Source organism: Halomonas hibernica, assembly GCF_013183775.1.
GTDB classification, from domain to species: Bacteria; Pseudomonadota; Gammaproteobacteria; order Pseudomonadales; family Halomonadaceae; genus Vreelandella; species Vreelandella citrativorans.
The window spans coordinates 284574-297914 of sequence record NZ_VIFN01000001.1; the positions used below are offsets into that span (position 1 = coordinate 284574).

Consider the following 13341-nt stretch of genomic DNA (forward strand, 5'->3'; position numbering starts at 1 on the left):
GAGTACTGGTAATCATTCTCAATTCCCCTCATTCGCTCAACCTTACCCCTTCCTGGCAGGCGTTTTTTGCCTTGCTCCCGTTTTCCCAACCGTGGGGCCTTGGCTCCACATCGTCACCCTGCACCCCAATCGCCCAATGGAGGGCCTAATGAACCAACCAGCCACTAACACTCAGCCCACTAGCAACAAGAGCGACGCCGAAACGATGAACGCACCTACTCAGCCAGTGAAAAAAGACGTTGGAAAGCCACGTTTTCTGCAATATATGGAAGTGCCCAGCCAATTCGGTGAAGTGGATGAGCAGACCCTGCGAGGCCGCATACCCCCTTTGCGCAGGGCATACCTAAACCGCCGTGAGCGCCTCGAAACGGCCACCCGAGAATTGGAACGTTTGCGTAAGGCAGTTAGCGCTCTGGAAGCCCAAGAGAAAGAGACTGACGCATCATGGCGGCGTGATTTCTTGAATGGCTTTGGCAAACAGAGCAAGGCGGTTCGAGACCAGTTAAAGCAAAAGGCCAACTGGCAGATCGAGGCCGAACAGCAGCGTGAAATGATCGAACTGCTAGAGCCACAGGTAGCGTGGCTCAGGGTACACACCCACTATGCCAGGATTGAATTTGGCAATGCCCAGGGGCAGCTCTATAACTACGTAGCACACCAAACCATGCTGGCAGTGGCGAAGGAGTTCGCGGAATCAGGGATCGCGGAAAAGCTATATGAAACGCTCCCCGCTCTGTTTTCCAGGATCGAAATTGAGCTTAGCAACCGAGACCTCAACAGCCAGCAGCTAAAGCGTCTGCAGTACGCGGCCATAGGGGAGCTGCTGTTGAGCTATCGTCCTGAGAAGCTGCCTAAAATTCAAGTTGAGGGCGCTGAGCATTATCCAAAGATGGATTTTGAAGCCGATCATAGCGAGTTCCGTTCTTTCCTTGGTGTTAGAAAGCGCGTGACCGACGCTGAAGAAAAAATGGATATCATCCCTAACCTAGATGAGATCGACAAAGCTTAAGCGCTAAAACGCTTCGCTACCATCAGCCCCGCCACTGTGCGGGGCTTTCTCGTTGTATGGCACGAACGCGGCTTACAGCGGCACACAGGGGCTATATGGCACGGTTGCCAGGACCAAGGCAAGCCAGACCGCCGCGCCTTACGGCGCGTTGTCCCCCACCCGCCTGCGGTGTTCGCTTGTGGGGTATTTCTTCATGCACCCTACAAAATGGGCCAAAGCCCGCTGTTGATGGGCTGTAGGCGGGATTTGGGTGCATGGGAGTCATGCGAAATCATGCGGATTTGTGAGTTTTAGATAGTTCATGAGAAGAGAATTAGCTTTCATAAGCATTAGGCTTATTGGCAAAGCAATCAAAGCACTCCTTATTAAACCGAGTAAGGCTTTGATTGGTTTCTGAAAACAGAATGAAGGCAGTAGTCGTGCACTGTGGCTTAGGGTGTAAGGTCTTATGAATGCCTGTGAGTTGTGATGGGTTCACATTTGATTGAAAGATTGCGTTGGGCTTTGGAGAGGGCTGATTCCCTAGCGGGTGATGCTAGGCAAATTTAGATATGTACTGTGAGAGCTAGGTATCAAGGGCTCATCATCAGGCTACAGGTTCCTAGATATGATCAATGAGCATTTCTGTCAGACAAGTTCTGAGAAAAATTGCTAAAACTAGACATGAAACCACTTTAGGCTTTCCAGAATGGGTGCTAAGATTACCAAAATTGATTTTTTGGTTACCATTTTGAGGGTTGGGTTAATGATTTCTATTAGTGAGCAGGAGTTGGTTGCTCTGTTTCAACAAGGAGTCGCCGGTAACTCCACAGGATTTACGCTTCTTGCTCGACGGTTCGTGAGTAGTACACGTAAGACAAACCCTGAAGTAGCTGAAAAATTATTAGAGCTTGTGGCTAGCCCTCATATGCTGAGGGGCAATGAAAAGCAACCACCAACGGATCGCGAAAGCAGCGCCAATCTACTTTCAGAACAATATCATGTGGTGCTTAAAGAAGAACCTCTATGGAGCAAGAGTATTGCTGATAAATTAGCAGTAGCCATAAATGAAAGAAAGCATGAAAAAAAGCTATTAGAAGCAGGACTAGAACCAATTAAATCGATGCTATTTACAGGCCCGCCGGGGGTAGGTAAAACCTTGGGAGCTTCTTGGCTTGCACAAAAAATGAATTTGCCAATTTTTACTCTTGATCTATCGAGTGTGATGTCAAGCCTACTAGGTAAAACTGGCGCAAACATAAAAAATGTCTTTAGTTATGCGGCTTCAATGCCGTGTGTTCTATTTTTAGATGAGTTTGATGCAGTTGCTAAAAAACGTGATGATGACAGAGATGTAGGCGAATTAAAGCGGTTAGTAAATGTTTTGCTACAAGCTATTGATAGCTGGCCCTCTACTTCTTTATTGATTGCAGCCACAAATCACCCTGAATTGCTTGATAGGGCAATATGGAGAAGGTTCGATAAAGTTGTTGAATTTGACTTGCCAAATAAAGAATCTGTTGAAGAATATTTTAAAAAGTTAGGTGTTAGTGAAAAGATAGCAAGTAAGATATCTCTCATAATGACAGATAAATCATATTCAGATCTGAATAAAATTGCTTCAGCAGCTAAGAAAATGAGTGTTCTTGAAGATGTGCCTTTAGACGATGCTATCTTTAAGCAAGCAATATTTGGGGATGTTTTGGAAAATCCTGATTTGAGAACTAATGCAATAAGAGGGGCAGTGTCTGCTGGTGTTTCTAGGAGAAAGGTTGCTGAGCTTACCGGAATGAGCCATCCGACTATCTCAAAGATTGTAAACAATAAAGGGGACGTATAATAATGGCCGATAGAAACTTATTGTTAGGGCGCGGTGAAAAACTCGCTTTGAAAACCCCATTTAAAAACGGTGGAGGTGATAAAACTTACCCTTATACATTTGACGAAGTGAGGGAGCGACTAGATTCTGAGTTGGCAGAAGTTGAAGATAGTGTTTCTAAATTGGAGTCAGATGCTAAGCCTCGAGGAGAGGCTATATTTGAATTAGTATTACACCCTTCTTTTATAGCGAAAAGTTACTACCCTGACGCTCTTTTAAGAACTGCAGGTATGAGAGATGTTGGAAGCAAAGAGGTTGTAATAACACCGAATAAAGTTACACGTAAGTCTGATCATGGTAAAGAGTTAGGCACCGCTTCTTTGTATGTTGCTGGTGGGATGGAAAGTATAAAAGTGATGCGCTCCATTCTACAAAATGGGATGGCAAATAAGGGGGTCAAGAAAGAAATTTGTGAAATTGAGAAAATCCGATGGGTTAGCAGTGATGATAAATATAAAGGTAAATTAGGAAATGATTCTGAGACAGTCCGGCTATACGAAGTGGCCCTGCATGCTGGTCATAAAGAAGAAGATATCGTGGACGCCTTTGTTGATTATGTCAAAAAACGGGGTGGTGAAGCTGTTTACCGGAAAAAAATACAAATAGGGGCACTAACTTTCTTCCCTTTAAAGGCTACTGAGAAACAGCTAAGGGAGATACTAAAGTTTTCTTTCATAAGGGTTGCGAGAGAAATGCCTCAACTTAGAGCTGCGATGCCTAACGCCATGCGCTCACCACTAGATTTTCCTGATATAAAATTGCCAAGTGCACAGGCAATTGAGCAGGAGTTTAGAGTCGCGATTTTTGATGGAGGTCTCGGTTCTGCAGATTTAAGTAATTGGGCTGATGAAATAGTCTGGGATGATACTGAATCAACTAACGCTAATTATATAATGCATGGTAACGAAGTTACTTCGACTTTTTTATTCGGCAGAATATCTGGTGATAGTGATTTTTTAAAACAACCATATGCTAATGTAGATCATTATCGAGTGATTTCTCCTAGTAGTGGCAGTGACCCAGATTTATACGACGTTTTATTAAAAATAATAGATGTGCTAGATGCTGGAGATTATAAGTTTGTAAATCTTAGTTTAGGCCCCCGTATGCCAATATATGATGACGAAGTGCATGCTTGGACGGCTTGTCTAGATCAGTTATGTGTGCGGCATGGAATATTGATGACAGTGGCGGCAGGTAACGATGGAGATATTCAGGGAGCCGATAGAATACAACCTCCAGGGGATATGGTAAATGCAATGGCAATTGGGTCTTGCGACTTATCAGGGGAAACTTGGAATAGAGCATCTTATAGTTGTGTAGGGCCCGGTCGTAGTCCCGGTTATGTAAAGCCAGACGGAGTGGCTTATGGTGGAAGTGATGAGGAATTGTTTAAAGTTTATAATCCCTTCGCAAGTTCGGTAGTAGGTGTTAAAGGTACTAGTTACTCAGCTCCACTAGTTCTTCGAGCTGCGGCAGGTCTGGCCGCTATTTCTGATTACGATATGAGCTCCATAGCAATTAAGTCTCTTTTGGTACACACCGCCGGGACGAGATACCGTATGGACCGGAGGGAAGTTGGTTGGGGACGATTTAAGGAAAATCCGGTAGAAATATTAGAGTGTGAAGAAGGCTTTGCTACAATAATTTTCCAAGGAAAATTAGAGAAAAATGAGTTTTTGAGATGCCCTATACCATTTCCAGATGCAGGCCTTGATGCAGCAACAACGATAAAAGCAACTTTTTGCATTCAATCTCATACTGATCCAGAGCATTTGGTTAACTATACACGATCTGGACTCGGGGTTTCATTCAGGCCTTTAGTCGGTATTGGTGATGAGTCAACTAAAGGTTTTTTTGGAATGGGAAGCCAGTATAAGAAGACTGAAAGAGAATATAGAGATGACGCTCATAAATGGGAAACATGCTTGCATAATTCCCATACATTTAAGGCTGAAACTCAGCTAGTAGATCCGGTATTCGATATTCAGTACTTTGCTCGTGAAACAAGTAGGTCAGTAGCAATGCCATCCGCTCCGGATGTCGCATATGCCCTTGTTATAAGCGTCAAAATAGAAGGAGTTAGTAATGTTTATGACTTGATTCGTCAGAAATATGATGTTTTAGAGCCAGTCGCTATATCAATTGATGTAGATGCCGATGTTCAAATTTGAAACAGTTTCTATAGGCCTGTGCCAAGCTAATTTATAGCCCTCAGTTAAGGCTTACAGAAATTATTAAATACTTACTGGTCTTGAAAGCAAAGTAGCTCTCAGCCTTATCAGGCTGAGAGCTACACTACTAACTCATTAACACTTTTGGTCATAGTTAAGCTGAGTTTACGCTAACCCTAAGCTAATGCATTTGGTCACGGTGGGTTGGCCGAAATTTTGGTTATGTGGGTAAGATGGTATATTGAGTGGTATATTAAATTCTTGGTTTTCTGTACGAGTCATTTAAATTCAGTTGCTTACCGTTAATTGTAGAATCCTGCCAGGGACGCCAAATCCTACCCCAAACAACGCTCAAGAAACCCTAAAAACCGATGATCATTAGCGTAGGCAATATGCATACGCATGGACGATGCGTCCGGCCCATTAGGGCGTAGTGAAAAGATGCTGCCAGGGGCAATGAAAATACCTTCGTCCGAGGCTTTTTTGGCTAGCAGCATTGCGTCAATGTTGTTCGGCAGGCGCGCCCATAAGTAATAACCTTCCCCTGGCCCCTCTATATTCTCAAGCCCCACCTCTTTCAACGCGGTAATGGTACTGGCGCTGGCCTTGGTAATGCGTTCGCGAAGCTGTACCAGGTGGCGACGGTAACGCCCGTGGGTAATCATGTCGTGAATTAGGCGCTCGCTGAAGGTGGAACTGTTAACGACGGTGACCATTTTGATATCGGTAAGCGCATTAACCAGCGCAGGGTTTGCCGCTAAATAGCCTGAGCGAATGCCGGTGGAAAGCGTCTTGGAAAACGTGCCTACGTAAATCACGCGACTCAGGTCATCCAGGGCTGCCAGGTGGGCGCTTCCTCGGTGGAGCAGGTCGGCAAAGGCGTCGTCTTCTACCAGTATCAGGTTGTAGCGCTCTGCGAGTGTCAGTAGCCGGTACAGCTGGTTAAGTGAAAGGGTAGAGCCTGTCGGGTTGTGAGCATTGGGCTGTAGAAAGAAAACATTGGGGCGGTATTGAATAATTTTGCGCTCAAGGTCATCAAGGTCCAACCCTTCGTGGCTGCGCGAAACGCCAATCAGCTTCGCCTTGGCTAGGCGCAGCTTGCCAAATAACGGGTAATAGCCGGGCGTTTCCACCAGAACTCGGTCGCCGGGGGCGATCAGGTGGCGAATAATAAGATCGAAAGCGTGATTGGCGCCGAAGGTCAGCAGTACCTGTTCATGGGAAGCATGAATAGAGCGTCCGGCCAATACCCTGGCAATCGTTTCACGCAGTGGGAGATACCCTTGTGGGGCACCGTACTCAATATCATCATTGCCGATGGATGTTAATCGCTTGGCTTGCCGTGCAAGCGCCGCGCCGCCCATCCAGCTAGCGGGTGCTCGGCCGTCGCCTACCCGCACCTGAAAATTACCTACCAACTGCTCTCTCAAAAGCGAGACGCTATCAACGGCTTCATTTAGCTCGTGGGTCTTTTCCAGCGCTTCAAGCGCGGGTGGCTGCGTAACAAAAAAGCCGGCTCCTTGCCGGGCGCGCAATCTGCCCAGTGCAATCAGCTGATCATAGGCATCAACAATCGTGTTTTTCGAAACCCCATGCTGGCGGGCGGCTTCGCGTATAGAGGCGAGCCTGGCACCCGGTGCCAAGCGGCCTTCTTCGATAGCCTTGAGGATAGTGTCAGCCACGTGTCTGGATTTCGACATGGTAGGTGCCTCCCGTAAATGGGCTAAACCCAACCCGGTGAAATCAGTGTACCTCTCTTTTGACAGGTACAGTACCTCGTACAATCTCGCTAACTGTACCTGTCAGTAATCCGCAAGTTTACCCATCATGAGCGGCATTAAAAAAGAAACATCCATAATAAATTCAAGGAGACACGCTATGGCTGAGCGAAAGAACCGGTTTCTCAATGTGTGGGATGACACGGTGAGTGGGAGAGACCTCCTGCTGTCACTGTGTATTTCCACGCCGTTAACACTAGGCGGCTATCTGCTTGCCCCGGCGCAGCCTCCGCTGCCGCTTATTCTGGGGCTAAGCGGCGCTATTCTGGGGTTCTTCATCAATGCGCTGCTGTTTCGCCCTAAGCGGCAGCTGCAAACCGGTGAGGAGACGTAGTAATGGATCCCGTCTTATTACTTCAAATGCTGGCGGCCGCGATTATTGCTGTCGTCGTTTATACCGCCATTGGCGTTGCGCCGGGTACTGATGAAACCGCCGTACTGGCTCCCGTAATCTTGGCCCTGGTGGTCGCAGGTATACCGCTTCCCGTGGTGCTGGCTTTCTTTATGGCGGCAATCGTTGCCAAGAAGCTGACTGACTCTATCCCCGTTTCGGTAGCCGGTATACCGGGCGGGGTGATGTCGGCCCCTATGGTCGAACACGCGCTGATTCTAAAGCGGGAAGGGCACGCCACTCTGGCGATTCGTAAAATGGCCTCCGGTTCGGTCATCGGTACGCTCGTCGCGATACCCATCAGCCTATTCCTCGCCTTTCTGTTAACGCCGCTAGCCGATGTGCTTGGCCAGTACGCCAGCCAGATTTTCTTTGGCGGTGCCGTATTTCTGGCGCTGATGAGCAAGGAGAAAGTCATCAGTCTGATCAGTATTGTGCTGTTGGCGGCTCTGATCCAGGGGCTACGGCACCTGTATTGGGGAATGGGCGTCATTCCAGAAGGACAGACGGTCTTCATTTCGTTCTTTTTGGGCATCACCATTGGCCCGATGATGTTTAACCTGGCGCAGCTTACGGTCAACAGTGAGCGCCATAAAATGGTGGAGTCTGAGCCCAAGCAGATCCAGATCTACGGTGACGATGAGAAAGGGCAGCTACCTAATCCGTTTCGTATTCTGACGCGCCAGGAAACCGCCTCGGCCGCGGCAAGCTCCGTACTGGGATCGGTTACGTTCTTCATGAGCCCAGTGGGCATCACGATCTTTCTGGGCGAAGTAATGTCGAGTTGGGTGAAGGGCACGGTCAATAAGGCCAGCCGAGCGCTCTCGTCAATGGATGCGGTCACCAATGCTTCTTACATCGCGGGCATCTTGATTCCCCTAGCGGCGCTGGGCATTCCGATGAGCCCGATGGCGATTGGTCCGGGCAATGCCTTCTTCAACGCACCGCCGGTGCTGACGCTCGAGCAGAACGCTCACCACTTGATGAGTTTTTCTGAAATTACCATCGCCAGCATCTTGGGCGCCGGTGTCGCTTTGCTGATTACTTACCCGATTGCGGTTCGGTACGCGCGGCGTATCTGCATCTTTGTCTTCAAGCACATCCCCCACGAAGCGTTTCTGGCGATGTTCTTCTCGCTGGTCATGCTGCTCGCCTATATGGATGCTGGCGTAATGGGCATTTTGGGCGTGATGGTGCTGGCACTGATGGCGGGCCTGCTCAACCGGTGGGGCGTCAACTACGGTGTGCAGTTCATGACGCTATATGCCGCGCCGTGGCTTTTAGGGCTCATCGCTTAATCCGCTTGGTTCATGCCTGAAGCACATGCAGCGTCCTGGTAAACCGTCTGCTTCAGGCACATTTACTTGTTCAACCTCAATTGTTCAGAGGCATTATCCATGGCACACAGCACATCCCGCATCCCCGGTTTTTATCAGCTTCCTCCCAGCGAACGGCTTGAGAAAGTCATCGAAATAGCCGGGCTCGGCAGCGAGGTTCGCACGCATTTCTCTGATATGGGTAATATCTCGTCGGCCACTGCCGATGCCATGATCGAAAACGTCATCGGTACGCTGAACCTGCCCATCGGCGTTGCCACCAATTTGATTATTGATGGCGAAGAACAGCTGGTGCCCATGGCGACCGAGGAGTCTTCAGTAGTCGCTGCCGTGTGTAATGCGGCCAGGCAGTGTCGTGCATCAGGCGGGTTTCATACCGATACGTCAGAACCCATCATGATTGCGCAGGTGCAGTTGCTGGATGTCCCCAATCCCGAGTTTGCCCGGCTTCGGCTGCTTTCCGAGTTCGAACAGGTAAAAAGCATTTGTGATGCAACCGACCCGGTACTGCTCCAGCACGGTGGCGGTTTCCGCGACCTGGAAGTACGCGTTCTCGACAACATGCTGATCGTGCATCTGCTGGTGGACGTGCGTGATGCCATGGGTGCCAATGCCGTCAACTCGATGGCGGAGGCCGTCGCGCCTTCTCTGGCGCAGTGGAGCGGTGGCCGCAGCTGCCTGCGTATTCTGTCCAACCTTGCGGATCGACGCATTGCGCGTGCGCGCGCTACCTGGACGCTCGAGGACCTGGGCGGCGAGTCGGTACGGGATGGCATGCTCAACGCGTATCGCTTCGCGGATCAGGACCCTTACCGCGCTGCCACCCACAATAAAGGCATCATGAACGGGGTGAGCGCTGTCGTGCTGGCAACCGGCAACGATACCCGCGCGGTAGAAGCGGGCGCCCATGCCTATGCCGCGCGTACCGGGCGCTACCGTTCCTTGACGCATTGGGAAGCCGATAGCGAAGGAAACCTGACCGGCACGCTGGAAATGCCCATGCCGGTAGGGCTGGTGGGCGGCGCTACTCGCTCGCATCCCAGTGCCCGGCACTGCCTGGATATTCTGGGTGTGAAAACGGCGGATCGCTTGGCGCGCATTATCGTCGCGGTAGGTTTGGCGCAGAATTTTGCTGCCATGAAGGCGCTGGCAACCACGGGCATTCAGAAAGGCCATATGGCACTGCACGCCAAGAATATTGCGGTGATGGCCGGGGCCGAAAACGAGGAAGTCGACCGTATCGCGGCGTTGCTTGTGGATGGTGGCAAGGTGCGTGTGGATATCGCCCAGCAGCTACTTGAACAGTTGCGTAACGGATAAGGAGAAGACATGGCTCTGCCATCTTCTGTACGCCTGGTCGAGGTTGGCCCGCGCGACGGTCTGCAAAATGAACGTGAGTTCGTGCCGACTCATCTGAAGCTTGAGTTCATCCTGCGCCTGGTGGAAGCGGGCTGTACCAATATCGAGGCGGCGAGCTTTGTGTCGCCTCGCTGGGTGCCGCAAATGGCTGATCACCGGGAAATAATGCAGGGCGTTGAGCCGCGCCCCGGCGTTGTCTATTCAGCCTTGACGCCTAACCTGAAAGGTCTGGAAGCGGCGATTGAGTGTGGGGTTGAAGAGGTCGCCGTATTTGGCGCGGCAAGCGAAGCCTTTTCACACAAGAACATCAACTGCTCTATCGCCGAGTCGCTCGAGCGCTTTGAGCCGGTGGTCGACCGTGCGCGCCAGGCCGGGCTGCGCGTGCGGGGGTATGTTTCCTGTGTGCTTGGCTGCCCTTACGAGGGAGAGATTGGGCCTTTACAGGTTGCGCGGGTGGCCAAGGCGCTGTACCAGATGGGCTGCTATGAGGTGTCACTGGGCGACACGATTGGCACCGGCACGCCATCCAAAGCCAAGCGTATGCTGGCGGCAGTCGCCGCCCAGGTGCCGGTGAATAATCTGGCCGCTCACTTTCATGATACCTATGGCCAAGCGCTCGCCAATCTTCATGCGGTACTGGAAGAGGGCGTAAGCGTTATCGATAGCTCCGTCGCTGGTTTGGGTGGCTGCCCCTATGCCAAGGGGGCTTCCGGAAATGTGGCCAGCGAAGATGTGGTGTACATGCTTGAAGGCTTGGGTATTGCATCGGGTATTGATTTAAACGCGCTGGCAAGAACGGGGGAGTGGATCACGCAATCGATCAACGTCCCCAACCGGTCACGCGCGGGCAGCGCCTTGATGGCAGCGGGAGCATGACGGCAATGCTGGCATCCTAACCTAGGAAAGCCGAAATATTGACTATAGTGAAGAGAGCGTAGACGTTTTAAGACGCCAATAACCACTGTTCAACATATTGACGCAAAGGGAGAAGCGCATGGTTCGTTATGGCCTGTTGGTCTTGATAGGGATGGCACTGGCTGGGTGTGCCACTCAAGGCACTACCGATAATGCTGAACAGGCGCAGCAGATTGCCGTTAATTACTGTGAGCAGGAAGGCGGTGAAGTGCGAGCGCACCAGGAAGCGGGCGAGACGCGCCAGTATTGCCACTTGCTGGAAGGGCGGGTAGTAGAGGTCAATCTGCTGTATCAGACGGAAGGTTTGCGCGTTCACTGAATGGGTAGCCGCATACTGCCACGCCGTGAGTCGGCTGATAACGCGCTGGGCATATTGCCAGCGCGTTTCCCTTCTGGGCCCCTAAATTGATAGTCTCCCACTCCCGCTCATCTTAATACCCGAGGAAGCCACGCTTATGTCCATGCGCCCGTTTTTCGTTCAACGAGTTGCCGTTGGCTCGTTCGCCGCCATGATGGCGTTGCTGCCCTCAACGCTACTCGCCCAGGATGCCCATATTGGCAGTGTGCGCACTGAGTTCCGCATGCTGGGGCCAAATAACACCATTGAAGTTGAGCGCTTTGACGACCCCAAGGTGCAGGGTATCTCCTGCTATATTTCCTATTCTCAGATTGGCGGGATCTCCGGTGCAGTGGGGCTTGCCGAAGAGGCCAGTGAGGCGAGCGTTGCCTGTCGGCAAACGGGCGAGATCGTGTTTAACCCGGCGGAGGTAGAAGAGCAGGAAGTGGTGTTTACCCAGCGCCGTTCAGCGCTATTCAAGAATATGCGCGTAGTGCGCATGCACGACGCTGAAACCGAAACCTTCGTATACCTGACTTACAGCACCAAACTGGTGGATGGGTCGCCGAAGAATGCGATAACGGCGGTTCACTATGGGGATCTGGCGCCGACTCAGTAACCTGGTGCAGGCATGTGAACCGACGCATTCAGTTTGGTTAGCGGGGCTGGCCCAGTGCCTGGGTCCAGTAAGTGGTGTAGCGGGATTCCGGGTTGTCGGCGTTGGCCATGCCCATCTGGGTAAAGGCGCCGTTCATGATATTGCTGCAGTGGCCGGGGCTTTCCAGCCAGCCGTCGACGGCGGCAGTGGCTGACATATGGCCCGCAGCAATATTTTCCCCCACTGCGCGCCATACATAGTCTTGCTCTTCCACGCGCTGTTCGATGCTAACGCCCTCAGGGCTGGTATGGCTGAAATACTCGTTCTCGGCCATATCTTCCGAGTGCGCCTTGGCTGCCGCATGAAGCTTGCAGCTCCAGGTCAGTGGCACTACCGAATCAAACGACTGATTGCCGCACTGCCGAGTTTGGCTGCGCGCCTCGTTAACCAGTGAAAGCATTTCCTGCTGCTGCTCGGTAGGTTCGCAGTTGCTGGATGAGCCGCCTTGCGGCGCATCATCAGAGGCCCAGGCTGCTCCGGTACCCAGTAGCATCAAGGCTGCTAAACGGAAAAGCGCCCTGGGGGCAGGGCGTTTTATAGCGGAATTAACCACCGAATTTTTCATTTTCACCAAGATCCGGTTTGGCATCTTTCTTGAGGTTGGCCTTGGCAATCTCGTAGAGCTGGTAGGTTTTGCTCTCCTTGGATTTCCAGTGCTCGCCCATCTCTACCTTGATTTCCAGAAGCGTGACGTCCGGGTCGTCCTTGCCTTCCGGGAACCAGGCGGCCACGAAGGGGTTCCAGTACTTATGGATCAGCTCGCGGTCATCGTTTAGGTTGGCCTTGCCTGATAGCGAAACGTATACACCGTCTTCCTGATCGGAAAAGCTCAGGCATACGTCGTGATCACTTTTGGCTTCAAAGACTTTTTCGGCGCTACGGCGGGTATAGAACCACAACGTGCCGTCATACTCTTCCTGCACCAGGTGCATGGGGCGCGCGCGCGGGGTATCGTGGTCCAGCGTCACCAGCATGCCTACCTTGATATCCTTGATCATCTTCCAGATCTTCTGCTTATGTTCCGGGCTGGACATAGCGTCACTCTCCTTATGAATAAATACTTTGATTAGCCAGTCCTTCCGTAGGACTAACAATAGCCTAGCCAGCATTGGTGATATCGGCAAATATGCTGGTGAGCTCGCAGTAGCAAGCCGGCAGGGCTAAAGTGAAAATTCGCAAACGGCTACCAAAGTAGACTGCCAAAGGAGGCTGCCATGTTCGTAGATGCAAGGTTAAAAAGATCGAGACCAATCAGCCCTGGTGTGAAAGGGGCCGGTTATATCTCTATTCTGATTGGCATGTTTCTGCTGGGCGGTTGCGCCACGGGAGAGCGCGCTGATACGCAAACCAGCATGCGGGGCGCGGCCACTGAGTACTGTGAAAGCATTGGCGGGCAATCCGAGGTACAGGAAACACGCTTGGGCAGCGGTCGCTATTGCCGCTTACCGGGTGGGCAGCTCGAAAACGAGTGGATGCTTTATCGCTCAGAGCGCCTTGATAACGACTAATTAACTATAAGGGATAA

General features: G+C 51.2%; 13 protein-coding genes. 10 read left to right on the plus strand and 3 right to left on the minus strand.

Going from position 1 to position 13341, the window contains the following annotated elements:
* Positions 1 to 148 precede the first annotated feature (148 nt).
* The 3 genes from FKN99_RS01315 to FKN99_RS01325 all read left to right on the plus strand — a co-directional run bounded on the left by FKN99_RS01315 (position 149) and on the right by FKN99_RS01325 (position 5041).
* The gene (locus FKN99_RS01315) at positions 149 to 1009 is read left to right on the plus strand and encodes a hypothetical protein (protein WP_172116211.1); all 861 of its coding nucleotides are present in this window, start codon (positions 149 to 151) and stop codon (positions 1007 to 1009) included.
* A 688-nt stretch (positions 1010 to 1697) separates the two neighbouring features.
* Positions 1698 to 2828, plus strand: a complete 1131-nt coding sequence (locus FKN99_RS01320; RefSeq protein ID WP_216657924.1) for an AAA family ATPase — start codon at positions 1698 to 1700, stop codon at positions 2826 to 2828.
* Between the two features lie 2 nt (positions 2829 to 2830).
* A complete protein-coding gene (locus FKN99_RS01325; protein WP_172116212.1) occupies positions 2831 to 5041 on the plus strand; it encodes a S8 family peptidase in 2211 nt (736 codons plus the stop codon).
* Between the two features lie 335 nt (positions 5042 to 5376).
* Here the strand turns inward: FKN99_RS01325 and FKN99_RS01330 are convergent, their stop codons facing one another.
* Positions 5377 to 6741 carry an aminotransferase-like domain-containing protein gene (locus FKN99_RS01330; protein ID WP_172116213.1) on the minus strand — a complete coding sequence of 455 codons (1365 nt, stop codon included), beginning with the start codon at positions 6739 to 6741 and terminating at the stop codon, positions 5377 to 5379.
* A gap of 178 nt (positions 6742 to 6919) precedes the next feature.
* On the opposite strand from FKN99_RS01330, the gene FKN99_RS01335 reads away from it, so the two are divergent.
* The 6 genes from FKN99_RS01335 to FKN99_RS01360 all read left to right on the plus strand — a co-directional run bounded on the left by FKN99_RS01335 (position 6920) and on the right by FKN99_RS01360 (position 11777).
* Positions 6920 to 7153: a hypothetical protein gene (locus FKN99_RS01335; protein WP_172116214.1), complete on the plus strand. Its 234-nt coding sequence runs from the start codon at positions 6920 to 6922 to the stop codon at positions 7151 to 7153.
* 2 nt (positions 7154 to 7155) lie between these two features.
* Positions 7156 to 8508 (plus strand): tripartite tricarboxylate transporter permease, encoded by a 1353-nt coding sequence (locus FKN99_RS01340; protein WP_172116215.1) that lies wholly within the window; start codon positions 7156 to 7158, stop codon positions 8506 to 8508.
* A 99-nt stretch (positions 8509 to 8607) separates the two neighbouring features.
* Positions 8608 to 9867 carry a hydroxymethylglutaryl-CoA reductase, degradative gene (locus FKN99_RS01345; RefSeq protein WP_018915595.1) on the plus strand — a complete coding sequence of 420 codons (1260 nt, stop codon included), beginning with the start codon at positions 8608 to 8610 and terminating at the stop codon, positions 9865 to 9867.
* 9 nt (positions 9868 to 9876) lie between these two features.
* On the plus strand, positions 9877 to 10782 hold the full coding sequence (locus FKN99_RS01350; protein ID WP_172116216.1) for a hydroxymethylglutaryl-CoA lyase: 906 nt from the start codon (positions 9877 to 9879) through the stop codon (positions 10780 to 10782).
* A 118-nt stretch (positions 10783 to 10900) separates the two neighbouring features.
* Positions 10901 to 11140: a DUF333 domain-containing protein gene (locus FKN99_RS01355; RefSeq protein ID WP_172116217.1), complete on the plus strand. Its 240-nt coding sequence runs from the start codon at positions 10901 to 10903 to the stop codon at positions 11138 to 11140.
* A gap of 136 nt (positions 11141 to 11276) precedes the next feature.
* Positions 11277 to 11777: a CreA family protein gene (locus tag FKN99_RS01360; RefSeq protein ID WP_253926938.1), complete on the plus strand. Its 501-nt coding sequence runs from the start codon at positions 11277 to 11279 to the stop codon at positions 11775 to 11777.
* A gap of 37 nt (positions 11778 to 11814) precedes the next feature.
* Here FKN99_RS01360 and FKN99_RS01365 read toward each other — a convergent pair whose 3' ends face one another.
* Together FKN99_RS01365 and FKN99_RS01370 are read right to left on the minus strand one after the other, a co-directional pair.
* Entirely contained in the window at positions 11815 to 12381 is a 567-nt protein-coding gene (locus tag FKN99_RS01365) for a CAP domain-containing protein (RefSeq protein ID WP_172116218.1), read from the minus strand.
* On the minus strand, positions 12362 to 12850 hold the full coding sequence (locus FKN99_RS01370; protein WP_172116219.1) for a pyridoxamine 5'-phosphate oxidase family protein: 489 nt from the start codon (positions 12848 to 12850) through the stop codon (positions 12362 to 12364). The genes FKN99_RS01365 and FKN99_RS01370 overlap by 20 nt, the downstream gene beginning before the upstream one ends.
* Positions 12851 to 13030: 180 nt before the next feature.
* Between FKN99_RS01370 and FKN99_RS01375 the strand changes: the two genes are divergently transcribed.
* Positions 13031 to 13324 carry a DUF333 domain-containing protein gene (locus FKN99_RS01375; RefSeq protein WP_172116220.1) on the plus strand — a complete coding sequence of 98 codons (294 nt, stop codon included), beginning with the start codon at positions 13031 to 13033 and terminating at the stop codon, positions 13322 to 13324.
* Positions 13325 to 13341: the final 17 nt, after the last annotated feature.